Source organism: Paenibacillus sp. VT-400 (genome assembly GCF_001029205.1).
In the GTDB taxonomy this organism is placed as follows: domain Bacteria; phylum Bacillota; class Bacilli; order Paenibacillales; family Paenibacillaceae; genus Paenibacillus; species Paenibacillus amylolyticus.
This window is the reverse complement of sequence record NZ_LELF01000059.1, coordinates 16,800-34,706: the sequence shown is the minus strand read 5'-3', so window position 1 is coordinate 34,706 and position 17,907 is coordinate 16,800. Positions and strand designations below refer to the sequence as shown.

The window sequence follows — 17,907 nt, the reverse complement described above, 5'->3', positions numbered from 1 at the left end:
GGAGGTTTTACTCGTATGAGTTTTCCAATTGTACGGCATCGCCGTTTACGTCAATCCACAGGTATTCGCAATATGGTCAGAGAGACCCATCTAACTGTGGACGACTTTATTCAACCGATCTATGTGACGTATGGAGAAAATGTAAAATCTGAAATCAAATCCATGCCTGGCGTATTCCGCTTCTCGCTGGATCGTCTTCAGGAGGAAGTAACGGAAATTGCCGAGCTGGGAATTCCAGCCGTGTTATTGTTTGGTATTCCCGAGACGAAGGACAGTGTGGGTTCATCTGGCTTCGCTGAAGATGGCATTGTGCAGGAAGCAACGAGATTGATCAAATCCTGGTATCCAGAACTGCTGGTTGTTGCGGATACTTGTCTGTGTGAATTCACGGATCACGGTCACTGCGGTATGGTACACACCGTGGAGATTGACGGTCACATCTGCGGAGATGTGTTAAATGACGAATCACTTGATCTGCTCGTGCAAACGGCAGTGTCTCAAGCCAAAGCAGGAGCGGACATTATTGCACCATCCAACATGATGGATGGATTTGTACAAGCGATCCGCGCGGGGCTGGATGAGAATGGATTCAGTCACATTCCGATTATGTCTTACTCTGTTAAATATGCATCCGCATTCTATGGTCCATTCCGTGAAGCTGCGGATTCCACACCACAATTCGGAGACCGCAAGTCATATCAGATGGACCCGGCGAACGCGCGTGAAGCCTTGCGTGAAGCAGAGACGGATGTGCTCGAAGGAGCGGATATGCTAATGGTTAAACCTTCGCTGTCCTATCTTGATGTCATGCGTACGATTAAGGATCAATTTGATCTTCCGCTTGTTGCCTATAATGTAAGTGGCGAGTATGCCATGGTGAAGGCGGCGGCGATTCAAGGCTGGATCGATGAGAAAAAAGTTGCCATGGAAATCCTGCTCAGCATGAAACGCGCAGGTGCAGATATGATCATTACCTACTACGGAAAAGACGCTTCACGCTGGTTGGCTGAGAAATAAAATACATTACATTAAGGAGGATATTCATGACTGCACAACAAGGTAATCGTCGCAATGATGAGCGCTCACGCAGCGCGTTTGAGGAAGCTAAGCAGTACATACCCGGGGGTGTGAACAGCCCTGTACGCGCATTCAAATCGGTGGGACTTACTCCGATCTATGCAGAACGCGGTGAAGGGTCCAAAATCTACGATATTGATGGCAATGTTTTTATTGACTATGTAGGATCGTGGGGCCCACTCATTATGGGACATGCACACCCTGACGTTGTAGAAGCTTTGCGTGAGACAGCCCTCAAAGGAACAAGCTTTGGTGCGCCTACCTTGCTGGAGACCGAGATGGCAAAACTGGTCTGTGAGCGTGTACCTTCTATCGATATCGTGCGGATGGTTAATTCCGGCACGGAAGCAACCATGAGTGCCATTCGACTGGCACGTGGGGTAACCGGACGCAGTAAAATTCTGAAGTTTGAAGGATCATATCATGGACATGCGGACAGCTTGCTGATCAAGGCGGGTTCAGGTGTTGCAACACTGGGTCTACCGGATAGTCCAGGTGTACCTGAAGGTGTAGCTGTGAATACAATTACGGTACCTTATAACGATCTGGAGTCCGTGAAGCTTGCTTTTGAACGTTATGGTGAAGAGCTGGCCGCTGTTATTGTGGAGCCTGTGGCAGGTAACATGGGGGTTGTTCCTCCGGCTTCCGGTTTCCTTGAAGGCCTGCGGAGTTTGACGACCCAATATGGCAGCCTGCTTATTTTTGACGAAGTCATGACCGGTTTCCGCGTAGGGTTGAACTGTGCTCAGGGACGATATGGGGTTACACCTGACCTGACTTGTCTGGGTAAAGTTATCGGTGGCGGACTCCCGGTTGGTGCTTATGGTGGCCGTCGGGATCTGATGGAACAGATTGCTCCAACAGGACCGATCTATCAGGCAGGTACACTTAGTGGGAACCCGTTGGCTATGGCAGCAGGATATACAACGCTCAAATTGTTAACACCAGAGGTCTATGACCGTCTGGAGACATTGTCTGCACGTTTGCAAGCCGGATTTGAGAAAAATGCAGCTGAGACGGGTATTGCGATAACCATTAACCGTGTGGGTTCCATGGTTTGTCCATTCTTCAGTGCCGTTCCAGTAACGAATTATGATATTGCCAAAGAAAGCAATCTGGATCAATTCCGTCGTTATTTTGCGGCCATGATTGATCAAGGTGTGAGTGTTGCACCTTCGCAATACGAAGGCATGTTTGTCTCTGGTGTGCACACAGAGCAGGATATTGACGATACGATTGAGGCGAATCGTAAAGCTCTTCAATCGCTATGACCATCAAAAGTTGGAAACGCCGCGGGGAATGGCTTGAGCTGATGCCAGGGAAAGCCGTAACAGGCAGTTCGGACAAACCGATGGCTGCAGAGCAATGGCTATTGTCTGAACTTCAGTTTCCGGAGAAACTGCTTCGTCAGCTGAAAGCAAACCAAGGAATACAACTTGCAGGGGACCGGCTTCGGCTGGCCCTTTTTGCGTCCCAGCCAATCGATGTTGAGCCACGCTGGGCTGATGTGGATGTATTGTATGAGGATGATTTCTGTCTGGTTATGCACAAACCGGCAGGTATGAAACTGCATCCAGATGGAAGCCGTACCGATCAGGCCATCACGCTTGATCATGTGGTTGCCTCTTATTACGAAATGAACGGAATCCAGGCGAGCGTTCGCCATGTTCATCGACTGGATGAGGATACAACCGGACCTGTCCTGTATGCCAAAAATGCTTTTGCCCTCGCCAAACTGGATGAAGCGATGCGTCGCAAAGAGATTGGTCGTCATTATGTGGCCATTGCAGGTGGACAAATCCCCCTTGAACTCCACAAAATTGATGCTCCGATTGGCAAGGATAGACATCACAAACAGCGCAGACGTGTCTCCGAAAGTGGACAGGAAGCTGTTACTCATGTGAAGATCGTCGAAGTGTGGGAACGAGCAACCCTTGTACGATTGAAGCTGGATACAGGACGAACACACCAAATTCGTGTACACCTGAGTTACGCGGGATACCCGCTTATTGGCGATGCGTTGTATGGAGGTAGAGCGGATGCCATTGGTAGGCAGGCTCTTCACGGAGAGATGCTTAAGTTTAGTCATCCGTTAACCGGAGCGATGATTGAAGTGAACGACCCTTGGCCATCCGACTTCACACAATTGGCAGAGCGAGAGGGGTCTTACTAATACACTATATAAGTTAGACTAACTATTTACACGAAAATGGAAAGGACAGAAACAATCAGAAGAAGCAAAGCGTTCGCCTAAAAGCTTTCTGAAAGAAAGCTACTTCGGAAGCATAAGCTATCCCCGGATTTTCCCTTTATAAAAAGGAATGAAAAAATCTGGGGATAACAGTGATCAGAAGGTTGTTCTGTCATTGGAGTGACAGTGTAAATAACCATGAGTTGAACATATATAGCAAGGTTTTTCAAAAGGTGGCATGCTCCTCTCATTCAAGGCATATAGATGGGGTAACGAAGGATTTGGACCATGGATCAGTCCCATGAGAAGGATCATGGTGAACATATGCCGAAAGGAGGACGCCACCTTTGTTGAATCAACCTTATGGTTTGCGGTTCGATATTTATGAGCGCGTTCATTTGTCTGAGGGAGTCCCTGCAATTGAGGAATTGGAGGAAATTGAACTATACCCGCGCATTCAAGTCATAGGGCAGGATGATCATGCCACGTTAAGAGGACATCTTTTACTTACAGGTGCGTACAGAGGAGAAAATGAGGCTTCAGAGGAGCTCAAACATTTCATTCCCGTGGAGATCACAGTGCCGCTGAACCGGGTCAGATCGATTGAGGATATTTCCATCGAGATCGAAAATTTTGACGTGGATCTGTTATCCAATCGCAGTCTGAACATTACAGGTGTATTGTCGCTGCGAGGTATCGAAGGTTTTCCTGTTGAAGAGCCACAAGTATGGTCAGCAGATGAGTTTACAGTTGTTCATTCACCTGATGCTCAGCAATCCAACCGTTCCGATGAAGCAGCACAGGCAGGCAGCGATCCCAACACATTTGCACAAGAGTACCTGCTCCAGCGGAGTGAGGAAGAGAGACTTGCGAATGCAGCAGAACTTGCCTATGGTGCTCCGGAATTCGCTGACCTGTCTACAAGAGAAGAGACATTAAGGAATAGCGAAGAATGGCAACAAGAATATGCGGATTCGTCATCGGCCGAGCCAATTCAATCTGAGGAGCAAAGCGCGGAGTACGCTAACGAAAACAGACAACCTGATGCAAACGAAGATCCCGTATCTCTGACAGCGAATGGGGATGAATTGGCATCTCATGAGCAATACAGCGAACCTTCTCCGATCTCGTCATTTATGGCTGAGACCGCAGATCGGTTAGCTTCTTACCCTGAGTCGGAACCACTGCTGCCTCTGGAAGATGAGTCTTCGGGTTGGTCCGAGTCTTCCGTGGATGCATTGCCTGCCAACCCGAGAAGTGCAGATCAAGCAGTCACAGAGCCTACTGCTCAATCATCTAATGAGTTGGCAGCACCGGATGTACCGGACGCACCAGAGGTATGGCACTTCGAATCAGCGAGATCTGTACCTCAGCAGGAGAATCAGGCAGTTGCCGATGTCCCGGTTGAATCACAGGCGGAGAACTGGCAAGGTGTATTTGCTTCGTCCGAACCAGGCAACGCTGAGGAAGATCGGCCGTCTTTTGAAGCGACTGGGGTAGACGAGTTTGTACAGAACGAAGCATTTGTTCCTGAACCTGTGGCTGAGACGGAAGACAAGCCGGAGCTGAAGGTTGCTTTTGGCAGCAAAAAAGAATCCGCACCACGGCAAGAAGAGGGCGTAGGTATCTCTTCCTTGTTATCCTCCGGCAGAGCGGCACGCGATGCTGAAGTGGAGCGAGGCGATGAGGTTCCTGCGGGTGTGGTACAGGAAGAAACGTATCCAGCGGATGATGTGGAATGGAAGAACCTGTTCCTTGGAACGATCGTGGACCAGACCCCATTCCGCAAGGTGAAACTGTGCATCGTTCAGCGAGAAGACACACTGGATGCCATTGCAGATCGATATCAATTGAGCACGAGGGAACTTCAGTTGTATAACCGATTATCTGAGCAGGTTGTGGAAGAAGGTCAGATATTGTACATCCCTTAATCCGTAGTTAAAGCCTTCGTTACGACCCGTGATCCCCTTGAGGATTGCGGTTTTTTGCATGATTCGCCCTAAACCTGCATTCCAGCGCTCTTTATCCGCTGTTGTCAGGTTGACTATCGCGCACGAGCAAGGTATGATGTGTGTAGGTTTTTTGAAGAACAACGTGGAACGGGAGTAGTAGACAGTATGACCTTTCAGAGAGTGGAATTGCAACGCTGTGAGATTCCGCAGGAACCAACTGATCGAAGTCGCCCGGGAGTTGCCTGTTTGAATACAAGGGATGAATGAGATTTATCGTCATTTATTACTGAGGTAGGATGGGCCGGTAGCAGCCGTTATCTGCTTGAAGTGTCACGTCATGTACAAAGGGTGAAGTCTATCTTGTTGTAGGCGTGAAACAAAGGTGGTACCGCGAAAGCTAACCTTTCGTCCTTTGATGGATGAAAGGTTTTTTTGTTTTTTTTGGCGAAGATGATGAAGTAACGGAGGAATGACACATGTCTGAGGAAAAAAAATCAGCTGCAACAGAAATGCCGACCACTTACGATCCTAAGGCGGCAGAGGATAAATGGTACTCCACCTGGATGGAGCGTGGATATTTCAAAGCCGGTCAACGTAAAGATGCCGAGCCGTATACAATTGTAATTCCACCCCCAAATGTGACCGGGATGCTGCACATTGGGCATGCGCTCGATTTTACACTGCAGGATATTCTGATCCGCACCAAACGGATGCAAGGCTATGATGCGCTGTGGCTTCCGGGTTCCGACCATGCAGGTATTGCTACTCAAACCAAAGTGGAGCAGAAGCTGCGTGAAGAAGGTCTGACTCGTTATGATCTGGGACGTGAGAAGTTTCTGGAGAAAGTATGGGACTGGAAAGATCAATATGCCACTACCATTCGTCAGCAATGGGGCAAAATGGGATTGTCGCTTGATTACTCACGTGAACGTTTTACGCTGGATGAAGGTCTGTCCCAAGCGGTTCGCAAAGTATTTGTTCAACTGTATGAAAAAGGCCTTATTTACCGAGGCAAACGCATCATTAACTGGGACCCGGTGAACCGGACAGCTCTGTCCGACATTGAGGTTGAATATAAAGAGGTTCAGGGTCACTTGTACCATCTGCGTTACCCGCTCAAAGACGGAAGTGGCTACGTTACAGTGGCAACAACGCGTCCTGAAACGATGCTGGGTGATACAGCGGTTGCTGTTCATCCGAAGGATGAGCGTTATGCAGATATGATTGGTAAAGTACTTGTACTGCCTATCATTGGACGCGAAATTCCAATTATCGCTGATGATTATGTGGATAAAGAGTTTGGAAGTGGTGCAGTTAAAATCACGCCTGCGCATGATCCAAATGACTTTGAAGTAGGTCTTCGTCATGATCTTCCTCAGATTACGGTAATGGATGAGAGCGGCACAATGAATGCTGAGGCAGGCAAGTATCAGGGACTGGATCGCAGTGACTGCCGCAAGCAGATTGTTGCTGACTTGAAAGAGCAGGGCGTATTGATCAACATTGAGGATCACACGCATCAGGTTGGACACAGTGAACGTACCGGAGCTGTTGTTGAGCCATATCTGTCTACACAGTGGTTCGTTGAGATGAAGCCACTTGCAGAGAGAGCGATTAAAAAACAACAGAGCGGCGAAGGGGTTAATTTTGTTCCAGATCGTTTTGAGAAAACCTATCTGAACTGGATCGAGAACGTTCGTGACTGGTGTATTTCCCGTCAACTGTGGTGGGGACATCGTATACCTGCTTGGTATGATGAAGAAACAGGTGAAATCATCGTATCTGCTGAAGATCCAACAACGCTGCCAGAGTATGCTGGACGCAAGCTCAGACAGGACGAAGACGTACTCGATACTTGGTTTAGCTCCGGCTTATGGCCATTCTCCACACTAGGCTGGCCAGAAGATACGGAAGATCTGAAACGTTATTATCCGACAAGTGTACTTGTGACAGGGTATGACATCATATATTTCTGGGTTGCACGTATGATTTTTACTGCATTGGAATTCACCGATGAGATTCCGTTCAAGGATGTGCTGATGCATGGTCTTGTTCGTGATGCAGATGGACGTAAAATGTCCAAATCACTGGGCAACGGTGTAGATCCGCTGGATGTGATTGAGAAATACGGCGCAGATGCAATGCGTTACATGATCTCAACCAGCAGCACGCCAGGTCAGGATCTCCGTTTCCGTTGGGAACGGGTGGAGCAGGCTCGTAATTTTGCCAACAAGATCTGGAATGCTTCGCGCTTTGCATTGATGAATCTGGAAGGATTCACCTATGAGGAACGTGACATTAGCGGAGAGCTTGGTACAGCGGATTATTGGATTTTGCACCGTCTGAACGAAACTTCCCGCGATATTACGCGTCTAATCGAAGCGTATGAATTTGGGGAAACGGGTCGTGTGTTGTATAACTTTATCTGGGATGACCTGTGTGACTGGTACATAGAGTTTGCTAAGCTGTCCTTCTATGGGGAAGATCCGGTTGCCAAGAAGAAAACACAATCCGTGCTTGCATATGTGCTGGATCAGACCATGCGCCTGATTCATCCGTTTATGCCATACATCTCCGAAGAGATCTGGCAGCATCTGCCGCATGAAGGTGAGACCATTACGCTGGCATCATGGCCGGTATATGATCCTGCTCTTGAGAACCCAGAGGCTGTTGCCGAGATGAACCTGCTCATGGATACCATTCGTGCAGTGCGAAACATTCGTGCAGAAGTGAACGTGCCGATGAGCAAAAAGATCGAGCTGATGGTCAAAGCAAATAGTGCTGAGACGTCCAGCATCATTGCGCGTAACAGTCACTACATCAAACGTTTCTGTAATACGTCCGAGTTCGATAGTGGGCTGGATTTAAACTCACCGGATAAGGCAATGACTGCGATCATTACGGGGGCAGAACTATACTTGCCGCTCGCAGGTCTTATTGATATCGAGCAGGAAGTGGCACGTTTGGAGAAAGAGTTGGAGAACCTTGAGGGCGAAGTTCTCCGTGTAGAGAAAAAGCTGGCGAACGAAGGCTTTGTAGCCAAAGCTCCTGCCAAAGTTATTGAGGAAGAGCGCGCCAAGCAAGCAGATTATTCCGATAAACGGGATAAAGTGATTGCACGAATCAAGGAACTTAAAGGTTAATATATTTGGGTCGGATGGAGAGCCATTATGCCATCCGGCCGCTTTTTTCACTCAAACTCGGGACCGAAGGTGAATCAGATGACGGAATTAGACGGGACAGATGCAGCAGCTCCTTTACTTACGTATAACGAGGCCGTGGACTGGATCAATGGCCTTATTCCTTTTGGCATCCGACCTGGATTGGAACGAATCGAGAGTCTGATGTCCATGTTAGGCAATCCACACCAACGTCTCAAATTTATTCATGTCGCGGGAACGAACGGCAAAGGTTCGACTTGCGCTTTTTTGACGTCAGTGCTTCTTCAGGCTGGATATGATGTGGGTACCTTTACGTCGCCTTATATCACCAAGTTTACAAACCGTTTTCAATACAACGGTGAGGATATTCCTGAAGAAATCCTGCTTAAGCTCTCGAACCGATTACGTCCACTGGTCATGGAAATGGCCTCCACTTCGCTTGGATCACCCACGATGTTTGAGGTGTCCACGGCTCTGGCGCTTCTGTACTATGCAGAGGAGTGTTACCCTGACGTTGTGGTATGGGAGACGGGGCTAGGGGGAAGGATGGACGTAACGAATATTGTCGCACCTGTTGTGTCCGTCATCACGAACATTGGTATGGATCATACGGATGTGCTTGGAGATACGATTGAGCAGATTGCTGGAGAAAAGGCAGGTATTATCAAGCCGGGAGTACCCGTTGTGACTTGCGCGACTCAACCCGAAGCTGTGAAGGTGATTCAGGAGAAAGCACAGCAGCTTCAATCAAGCGTGTATTTGGCTGGAGATCAATTCTCTTATCATAGACTGGACAGCAATGAGAACGGACAATCTTTTCATTTTACAGGCCCGTTCCGTGATCTGGACGTTCGCATACGCATGCAGGGCTCACATCAATGTGACAATGCAGCGGCCGCACTTATGGTGCTTGAATTGCTTAGACAATACATGGCATTTATGCTGGATGACAACGATATTGCACTTGGACTGGAGAATGCTTTCTGGGCAGGAAGATTCGAAAAAGTCGTCGATGAACCCCGAATTGTGCTAGATGGAGCACATAATCCGGAAGGGGCAGAGTCACTGGCCAAGAGCATTATGGATGTCTATCCGCACAACAAGTTAATTTTGATGATGGGTATGTTGGCAAATAAGCATCACGAAGCGTATTTGCAGCATATACTGCCACTAGTGGATACGCTGATCCTGACCGAGCCAGATTTCCGACGCAAAATGGATGCAGCCGAATTGCTGCAGATTGTCGAACGGGTACGTCCCGCCATTGCGAAGCAGGAACTGGAAATCATCGTCGAGCCCGAATGGGCAAAGGCACTTGATCTATTGAAGTCACGGACGGAAGCGGAAGATCTGGGGGTGGTCTCCGGCACACTGTACCTGATTGCGGATGTGCGGGCAGCCCTTTTGCATCAAACCGATTCTGAAAAAGGTTGGTGAAAGTTTTGTTAAATACATCGGAACACGTTCATTTTATAGGGATTGGCGGATATGGCATGAGTGCCATCGCAAGAGTTATGTTGGAAATGGGATACACCGTTACCGGATCGGATGTCGCTTCACAGGAGTTGACCGAGAAGTTGGCAGCCAAGGGAGCGAAAATATATATCGGACATACGGCAGAGCACGTCACTGGAGCAGATCTGGTTGTCTACTCTACGGCAGCGCCTGCTGATAATGTGGAACGGGTAGCAGCTGCAGAGCTGAACATTCCGATTCTGCATCGTTCCCAGATGCTTGCACGTTTGTTGAACGAACGTAAAGGTGTGGCTGTAGCTGGGGCTCATGGTAAAACAACCACTTCATCCATGATTGCACTTGTTATGGATAAATGTGATACAGATCCGACATACATTATTGGCGGAGAAATCATGAATGTGGGTACCAACGCGAAGGCCGGTCAAGGCGACTGGGTAGTCGCTGAAGCGGACGAGAGCGATGGTTCGTTTTTGCAGTACCATCCATGGCTCGGTATTGTAACCAATATTGAGGCAGATCATCTGGAGAATTACAACAGTGATTTTGAGGAGCTCAAAAGGGCTTATGTGCAGTTCCTGAGCCAGATTCGTCCGGAAGGAACAGCGATTGTGTGTTCTGACGACGAGAATGTTCAAGCGATTTTGCCAGAACTCAAGTCACGGATTACAACCTATGGTATTGATCGTGCCGCAGATTATACGGCAACGGATATTGTATTGGGCGATCGCCGTATCTCCTTTACGATGAATCATCAGGGTGCTGCTATGGGCACGGTGGAATTATCAGTGCCGGGTAAGCATAACGTTTATAATGCAATGGCTACTGTGATTACCTGTTTGGAAGCGGGCATTCCATTTGAGAAGATTGTAGCAGCCATCATCCAATTCCACGGAGCCAAACGCAGATTCCAGGTATTGGGCGAGGCGCGCGATATGCTGATCATCGATGATTATGCTCATCACCCGACTGAGATTGAAGCTACCATTAGTGCGGCCAAAGCAACGGGCAAACGCATTATTGCGGTATTCCAGCCACAGCGTTATACGCGGACGTTCTTCCTGCTGGATGCGTTCAGTCGTGCTTTCGCGGAAGCGGATGAGGTGCTTATTACGGACATCTATTCTCCTGCGGGCGAAAAACAGATCGAAGGGGTAACCTCAGCCCGACTGGTTGAACTGATCGTTCAAAACAGTAATGCTTCTGCACGTTACCTTCCTACAAAAGAAGAAGTGGTAGCTGATCTGCAACATCGTCTGCAGCCAGGAGATCTTGTGATTACGATGGGCGCAGGTGATATTTGGAAAGTCGGCGATACACTTGCCAAAGGTTTGAAATAGATCAATTGAGAAATCGCCTGTCTTCGATACGAAGCAGGCGTTTTTTGCGTTATATGGAATGTATTCTCCAGTCTCTGCATATAGCTTATATAAATGGGACAAAGGAGAGGGTACGGGTGAGCAATGCTAGAATGACGTTTCGCTTCGGGGATCATGAGTCGGACAAGCCTGAAAACAAGAGGATATCTGCGTCCAGTCCATTGGTGACGTTAAGTGAAGAATTACCGCATAATCAACCGCTAACGCCTAAGCAGATGGATACAACCCCATCATGGACGCCTGAGGATATCCCCGGAGACTGGGGAGAGACGGTGCTGACAAGCTCTACTGTACCTGAACCTGACGAGCGGGTGAGCCATGATTCGAACTTGAACTTGGATGAGGCCCATTATTTTGGGAACCGTTCCGGTTACGGTTATGTTAATCATACCGATAATCCGGAGGAAGAGCGTCGTGATCTGTCCAATACCCATGATGATCAAGGCCACGACTGGCTTGCAGATTCGGAGAACTATTCCTATAAACGCAATCGACCTCCAAGGGGATGGAAAATGATTGGTTCTGTCACTGGGGCACTTGTTACCGGAGCGCTTTTTGGTATGGTTATTCTTTCATTTTTTAATAAAGAAGGAGCCGCGAAGCCAGGCGATCTTCTGCCCGTCAATCAGGCAGTTTCCACTGTGACAGGTCAGGAGGGGGCTGCAGGTACAGAACAGCAACTTCAGACAGCTACGACTGGCAGCACGTATTATGCACTTCAATACGGTGTATTCAGTTCTCCTGAACGTGCTGAGCAGGCCAAGCTTGAGCTCGCTCAGGCAGGGATAGCCGCAGGTTCTGATCCTGAAGATGGCAATCGAGTATATGCAGGCATTTCGGCTGATCGTGAAGAGGCCAAGCTACTTAGCTCCAGGCTAAAAGCGCAGGGAGTCGAACTGTATGTCAAGGAGATCGTGAACCCTGAGATCAATCCGGCTATATTCGGTGGCAAGCAAGAGGATGTGCAGCTTTTCTTCACGAACAGTTCTGCACTGGTGGAACAATTATCTACTTTGTCCATTCAGCAGCTGGGACAGTCTGCTCCGGCAGCAGTTTCTACAGAAACGATGACCGCGATTCAAAATAAGCACCAGTCATGGCTGACCGGATTGAGTAGTCTTACACCTGGCCTGACCGCAGATGTACAACCTATTATTGGTGGAATGGAGAAATCAATGAACAGTGCAATTACGGCTATCGCAGAGTACAACAAAAACCCGGATGATGTACACATGTGGTCCGTGCAGTCCGATCTGATGGAATATGTACTGCAGCAGAAAAAATGGCTCGAAGCGATAAAGCAGTAACATGCTCTTTCCCATAACAACGCTTGGAAATACCCATCCGGCAAGGAACTGGAAATAGTTCCCCTTGCCGGATTTGTGTTTGTATTGACGTACAAAACCCCGTATAATAATGTGGGTGTCAAAAAATGGCGAGGGAAGATTACCGATGAAAAAAAACTTCGGCATGTTATTGCTGTTTCTGCTGCTCGGCTGGATGGCCGGAGCGTGGATCGCCAAGGCACTGCAGCCTGTAAAGGCAGTAGCCTTTCTTACGAAAGCCACGACCATACGTTGGTCGCCACAGGCTGATCTGGATATTATCAGTTATGATATTTCACTTCAATTTCAAATGAGCCTTCTGAGTCTGATCGGTATGATTGCCGCTGTGTGGCTGTATCGCAGACTGTAGGAGAATGACGAGTTATGACGAAAAAAATTAAACCAGTGACATCTATTATCGTGATCCGGACAGGATGTTGCCGTGGCATAAGGAGCCGTTCATTTTGGATAACACACAACAGCGCCCTATTATTCTGGCCTCCACATCGCCTCGGCGTAAAGAACTGATCGCATCACTCCACCTAGCGTTTGATGTAATACCAAGTCATGCCAATGAAGATACACCACCAGAGTGGACACCTGAACAGACGGTACAGGAACTTGCTTTGCGCAAGGCGCTTGCCGTGTATCGCGGGCTTGAAGGCCGCGAGCAGGAAGCCATTATTGTTGGTAGTGACACCGTTGTTGTTCTGGATGGTGAGATTCTAGGCAAACCCTTAGACGAAGCGGATGCTGAACGTATGTTATCAAGGCTGCAGGGCCGCGTACATCGGGTGTTTACGGGCGTCGCTTGTATTGATGCGGGCAATGGACAGTCGTTAGTTCATTACCGCCAGACCGATGTAACGATGAAAGAGCTGTCGGATGCGACCATCCGTGCTTATGTGCAGACAGGTGAGCCTTCGGATAAGGCAGGATCATATGCCATTCAGGGCATTGGTGCTTCACTGATCGACCGCATTGAAGGATGTTATTTTAATGTGGTTGGCTTGCCGCTATCTTTGTTAAGTGATATGTTGGACGGGTTCGGCGTACATGTGTTGCCACGAACATGAATGAAGCCAAATGTTGTGAAATGAAAAGAGGGAACATATGGAGTCGCCTCAATACATGATGCGCGACATCCCCCAGGAAGAACGCCCGAGAGAACGCATGATGGAATACGGGGCGGGCGCCTTAAGCCATGCTGAATTGCTGGCAATTTTACTTCGAACAGGCACAAGACAGGAATCCGCGGTGCATATGGCACAGCGGATTCTGGCCGAAGCGGGTGGCATTCGCTCGTTGATGGATTTGAGTCTGGAAGAACTGACCGCGATGAAAGGGATCGGCAATGCCAAGGCTGTGCAATTGAAAGCTGGCATTGAGCTGGGTCATCGGATTGCCAAAAGCAGACTCACACAGTCGACTTCAATTCGTACACCGCGTGATGCAGCTGATATCCTGATGGAACAATTGCGTTATTTGCAAAAAGAACATTTTGTATGTCTCTTTCTGAATAGCAAAAATCATATTATTGCCCAGGAAACACTCTCCATGGGCAGCCTTAACGCTTCGATTGTACATCCGCGTGAAGTGTTCCGGGCTGCCATCAAATGCAGCAGCGCATCGATTGTGTGCGCACACAACCATCCGAGTGGTGATCCTACGCCCAGTCCGGAGGATATCCAAATAACCAAGAGACTGATTGAAGCAGGCGCTATTGTTGGCATTGACGTGCTTGATCATATTATTATCGGAGATGGAACGTACGTAAGTTTGAAGGAGAAGGGCTTAGTATAATATAATGGTTGGCGTTGATGTTTTCCTATGAATGTTAACGGCGTTGTCCGTAAAAGATAGGTTCACTTTACAAATGCAAAAAAACAAATGCGAATATTAGCTCCACGTATTGCGTGGGAATAAAATTATTACGCTCTGGATCAGAATGGAGCGGCTATATGAGGCAGAAAAGGAGATTATGTTATGTTTGGTGGTTTTACGAAAGATTTGGGTATTGACTTGGGGACAGCAAATACGTTGGTTTATGTACGAGGAAAAGGAATTGTGGTGCGAGAACCTTCGGTTGTCGCTATACGGACAGATACAAATAGCATCGAGGCAGTAGGTGAAGCCGCCAAAAAAATGATTGGACGTACACCAGGTAACATTCGTGCCATTCGTCCAATGAAAGATGGCGTTATTGCCGATTTCGATACAACGGCAACGATGATCAAATATTTCATCCGTGAGGCGCAAAAACAACGCTCCATGTTCCAGCGTCATCCAAACGTGATGGTATGTGTACCATCCGGGATCACGGCAGTAGAACAACGTGCGGTTGAAGATGCAACCAAACAGGCTGGAGCACGTGAAGCCTATACGATTGAAGAGCCTTTTGCTGCTGCAATCGGTGCAGATCTGCCTGTATGGGAACCAACGGGTAGTATGGTTGTCGATATTGGTGGCGGTACAACGGAAGTGGCTGTTATCTCTCTTGGTGGTATTGTAACGAGCCGTTCGGTTCGTGTAGCAGGTGACGAGATGGATGAATCCGTTATCCAGTACATCAAACGCCAATACAATCTCATGATCGGTGAGCGTACATCGGAGCAATTGAAGATGGACATCGGATCAGCAATGCCATTGGAGCAAGTAGAAACGATGGAAATTCGTGGACGTGACCTTGTAACAGGTCTGCCGAAGACAATTACGATTACTTCGGACGAGATCAGTGAAGCGCTGGCTGATACCGTGAATGCAATTGTTGAAGCGGTAAAAGTAACACTGGAAAAATGCCCGCCTGAACTTGCTGCCGATATCATGGATCGGGGTATTGTTCTTACAGGTGGTGGGGCGTTGCTTCGCAACCTGGACAAGCTTCTCGCTGGTGAGACAGGAATGCCTGTCATTGTGGCTGAGAACCCGCTGGATTGTGTAGCCATCGGAACAGGTAAAGCGCTAGAGAATATTCATTTGTTCAAAAGCAGAAGCAGTTCGGCAGTTCGTTCCAAACGTTAATTGGTATTTGCCTAACTTGGCATAGCGACCAAGTGGCAAGATATCTTTATAGAGGACCCGGTTAACCCCGGGGATGAGCTATTACCCGCTTAACAGGGGAGGATCGGCTGATATTCTCGCAGGGACTACAGGTCTGACAGTCTCCCCGCCGGGCATGGCTCGGAAGAGAATATGGATGTTAGAGGGTGTTCGAACTGTTTAAACTGCTAGGCAACAAAAGACTTTTTGTTTTGCTGGTGGGCCTTGTTACATTTATCGCGTTAATGGGCTTTACGCTCAGTCCGCGAACCACTCTATCCTGGCCGGAGAAATTCCTGAAGGATTCAGTTGGATTTGTACAATACGTATTTTACAAGCCCGCTTCCTATGTAGCGGGCTTTTTCAAAGATGTAGCGAACATGCGTACGGTATATGAAGAGAATGAAGAGCTCCGCATCGCGATGGGTCACTACACTCGAGATCGGCTGAAATACAATGATATGGAGCAAGTGAATGAGCAGCTTCAGAAAGCGCTCAATTTCACAGAAGAACAGAAGAATCGCTATAATTACGGTTCACGAATTGCTCAGGTTATCAGTGCCAATTCGGATCCAAATAGCAGAACCATTAACATTGATATCGGTGAAAATGCGGGAATCAAGCCGGGGATGGCCGTTACCTCCCAGGAAGGGCTGGTCGGCGTGATCAGTCATGTCAGCTCATATACATCAACGGTTAATCTGTTAACGTCCATGGACGCCAATGATCCGACATCCAATGCCATTGCAGCAACGGCGGTAGGTAAAGAGAAAGTGTTTGGTATGATTGAGAGCTACGATCCGAAGACGGGCATGCTCAAGATGACCAAAATCTCGGAGGATTCAAACATCAAAAAGGGTGATGAGATCATCTCTTCGGGGATCATCAATAACTTTCCGAAGTACATGCGGATTGGTGAAGTGGAAAAGGTTGAAGTTGGGGAGTACGGTTTAACGCGAACTGCGATTATCAAACCATACGCAAGCTTCCTTGATTGGAAAGAGTTGATTGTCATTATCCCGCCTGAGGTAAAAGAATAATGGTAACACGTAAGCAAGTTTTGTTCCTGTTACTATTCCTTTTGTTCATTGCAGAAGGCACAATTTTGCCACTGCTCATCCCTTCTGGCTGGCAGATGCGTATTTCTGCCAATCTGGTCTATATCGTAATTTTGTTTATCGCTGTATATCATCATCGTCACACGGCACTAGTACTCGGTATATTTTTTGGACTATTGCATGACGTTGTATTCTACGGCGAGATGATTGGACCTTATGGATTCTCGATGGGATTATCGGCATATATGATGGGACTCATTTTTCAAGCACCTCGTGCACCCTTGCCGGTTATGGTATCGGTTGTCATTTTGGGAAGTCTGCTTAATGACACCATGCTATTTTTCCTGTACAAGCTCTTCCAACTTAACCACGTGACCTTTGACTGGGCGTTGATTGAATACATGATTCCTAATTTGTTCATTCATTTTGTGTTTGCCTTGATCATTTATGTCCCCCTTCGGAAACAACTGGAGCGGATCGGCAAGAGACGGAGCAAGACAGAAGAAGCTTCCTAAATACATTTATGGAGCGCAAAGCAGGAACTTGGGGCCCCGGGCACGAAATGTAATGAGATGGGAGGGACAGGCTTATGACGGTAAAATCGAATCACGTAACGATTAAAGGCATCCGAGACGGCCTGGTTTTCCTGTTGGACGATCAATGTGAATTCGAGGAATTGCTCTATGAGCTCCGCTATAAGCTGGAACACAGCCATCAAAATATTTTGACCGGACCGATTGTTCATGTGGATATCAAGTTGGGTGCCCGCGAAGTGACAGAGGACCAGAAAGAAGCAATCCTCGATATATTGAAGCAAAAAGGGAATTTGCTTATTCGATCCATCGACTCACCTGCACTCCAACCGGAGGTTAAAGGACCACCGCCGATTGTAACCATGTGTGGTATGGTGCGTTCAGGTCAGGTGCTTCATCATGAAGGAAATCTCCTGTTTCTTGGGGATATCAATCCGGGGGGCACAGTGACGTGTACCGGAGATATATATGTGTTGGGTTCACTCAGAGGTATGGCTCATGCCGGAATTGGCGGGGACGAGGAAGCGATTATTGCCGCTTCGGTATTTGCACCGACGCAGCTACGGATTGCGGATATCATCAGTCGTCCTCCCGATGAATGGGAGAGCCGAGAGACCGGAATGGAATTTGCTTACTTACAGGACAATCAGATGCAGATAGACAAAATGAGCAATATCGTTCGGTTACGCCGAGATTTTAATGTGTTTAAAGGAGTGTAG

General features: G+C 48.0%; 15 protein-coding genes and 1 other annotated feature. All 15 genes read left to right on the top strand.

What is annotated here, in order from left to right; all coding sequences use genetic code 11:
* The first annotated feature begins 15 nt into the window (after positions 1 to 15).
* Positions 16 to 1,017, top strand: a complete 1,002-nt coding sequence (hemB, locus tag EL84_RS07050) for a porphobilinogen synthase (protein WP_017692601.1) — start codon at positions 16 to 18, stop codon at positions 1,015 to 1,017.
* A 26-nt stretch (positions 1,018 to 1,043) separates the two neighbouring features.
* The gene (gene hemL / locus EL84_RS07045; protein ID WP_047841187.1) at positions 1,044 to 2,348 is read left to right on the top strand and encodes a glutamate-1-semialdehyde 2,1-aminomutase; all 1,305 of its coding nucleotides are present in this window, start codon (positions 1,044 to 1,046) and stop codon (positions 2,346 to 2,348) included.
* The gene (locus EL84_RS07040; protein WP_047841186.1) at positions 2,345 to 3,250 is read left to right on the top strand and encodes an RluA family pseudouridine synthase; all 906 of its coding nucleotides are present in this window, start codon (positions 2,345 to 2,347) and stop codon (positions 3,248 to 3,250) included. The genes hemL and EL84_RS07040 overlap by 4 nt, the downstream gene beginning before the upstream one ends.
* Before the next feature lie 365 nt (positions 3,251 to 3,615).
* Positions 3,616 to 5,199, top strand: coding sequence for a LysM peptidoglycan-binding domain-containing protein (locus EL84_RS07035; RefSeq protein WP_047841185.1), 1,584 nt, complete (start codon positions 3,616 to 3,618; stop codon positions 5,197 to 5,199).
* Between the two features lie 155 nt (positions 5,200 to 5,354).
* Positions 5,355 to 5,636 (top strand) — a binding site (T-box leader).
* A gap of 60 nt (positions 5,637 to 5,696) precedes the next feature.
* The gene (locus EL84_RS07030; protein ID WP_036605901.1) at positions 5,697 to 8,363 is read left to right on the top strand and encodes a valine--tRNA ligase; all 2,667 of its coding nucleotides are present in this window, start codon (positions 5,697 to 5,699) and stop codon (positions 8,361 to 8,363) included.
* A gap of 78 nt (positions 8,364 to 8,441) precedes the next feature.
* Positions 8,442 to 9,818, top strand: coding sequence for a bifunctional folylpolyglutamate synthase/dihydrofolate synthase (locus EL84_RS07025; protein WP_047841338.1), 1,377 nt, complete (start codon positions 8,442 to 8,444; stop codon positions 9,816 to 9,818).
* Between the two features lie 56 nt (positions 9,819 to 9,874).
* Positions 9,875 to 11,194 carry a UDP-N-acetylmuramate--L-alanine ligase gene (gene murC, locus EL84_RS07020; RefSeq protein ID WP_047841184.1) on the top strand — a complete coding sequence of 440 codons (1,320 nt, stop codon included), beginning with the start codon at positions 9,875 to 9,877 and terminating at the stop codon, positions 11,192 to 11,194.
* Positions 11,195 to 11,310: 116 nt separating this feature from the next.
* Positions 11,311 to 12,540, top strand: a complete 1,230-nt coding sequence (locus tag EL84_RS07015) for an SPOR domain-containing protein (RefSeq protein WP_053061406.1) — start codon at positions 11,311 to 11,313, stop codon at positions 12,538 to 12,540.
* Positions 12,541 to 12,685: 145 nt separating this feature from the next.
* Positions 12,686 to 12,928 (top strand): DUF4321 domain-containing protein, encoded by a 243-nt coding sequence (locus EL84_RS07010; RefSeq protein WP_047841183.1) that lies wholly within the window; start codon positions 12,686 to 12,688, stop codon positions 12,926 to 12,928.
* A 94-nt stretch (positions 12,929 to 13,022) separates the two neighbouring features.
* Positions 13,023 to 13,634, top strand: coding sequence for a Maf family protein (locus EL84_RS07005; protein ID WP_036673538.1), 612 nt, complete (start codon positions 13,023 to 13,025; stop codon positions 13,632 to 13,634).
* A gap of 37 nt (positions 13,635 to 13,671) precedes the next feature.
* Positions 13,672 to 14,361: a RadC family protein gene (radC, locus tag EL84_RS07000; protein WP_036673540.1), complete on the top strand. Its 690-nt coding sequence runs from the start codon at positions 13,672 to 13,674 to the stop codon at positions 14,359 to 14,361.
* A 183-nt stretch (positions 14,362 to 14,544) separates the two neighbouring features.
* Positions 14,545 to 15,579: a rod shape-determining protein gene (locus tag EL84_RS06995; RefSeq protein WP_017692612.1), complete on the top strand. Its 1,035-nt coding sequence runs from the start codon at positions 14,545 to 14,547 to the stop codon at positions 15,577 to 15,579.
* Positions 15,580 to 15,764: 185 nt separating this feature from the next.
* A complete protein-coding gene (gene mreC, locus EL84_RS06990; protein WP_047841182.1) occupies positions 15,765 to 16,637 on the top strand; it encodes a rod shape-determining protein MreC in 873 nt (290 codons plus the stop codon).
* Positions 16,637 to 17,170: a rod shape-determining protein MreD gene (gene mreD, locus EL84_RS06985; RefSeq protein ID WP_036673543.1), complete on the top strand. Its 534-nt coding sequence runs from the start codon at positions 16,637 to 16,639 to the stop codon at positions 17,168 to 17,170. The genes mreC and mreD overlap by 1 nt, the downstream gene beginning before the upstream one ends.
* A gap of 74 nt (positions 17,171 to 17,244) precedes the next feature.
* Complete coding sequence (minC, locus tag EL84_RS06980) at positions 17,245 to 17,907, top strand: septum site-determining protein MinC (RefSeq protein WP_017692615.1); 663 nt, start codon at positions 17,245 to 17,247, stop codon at positions 17,905 to 17,907.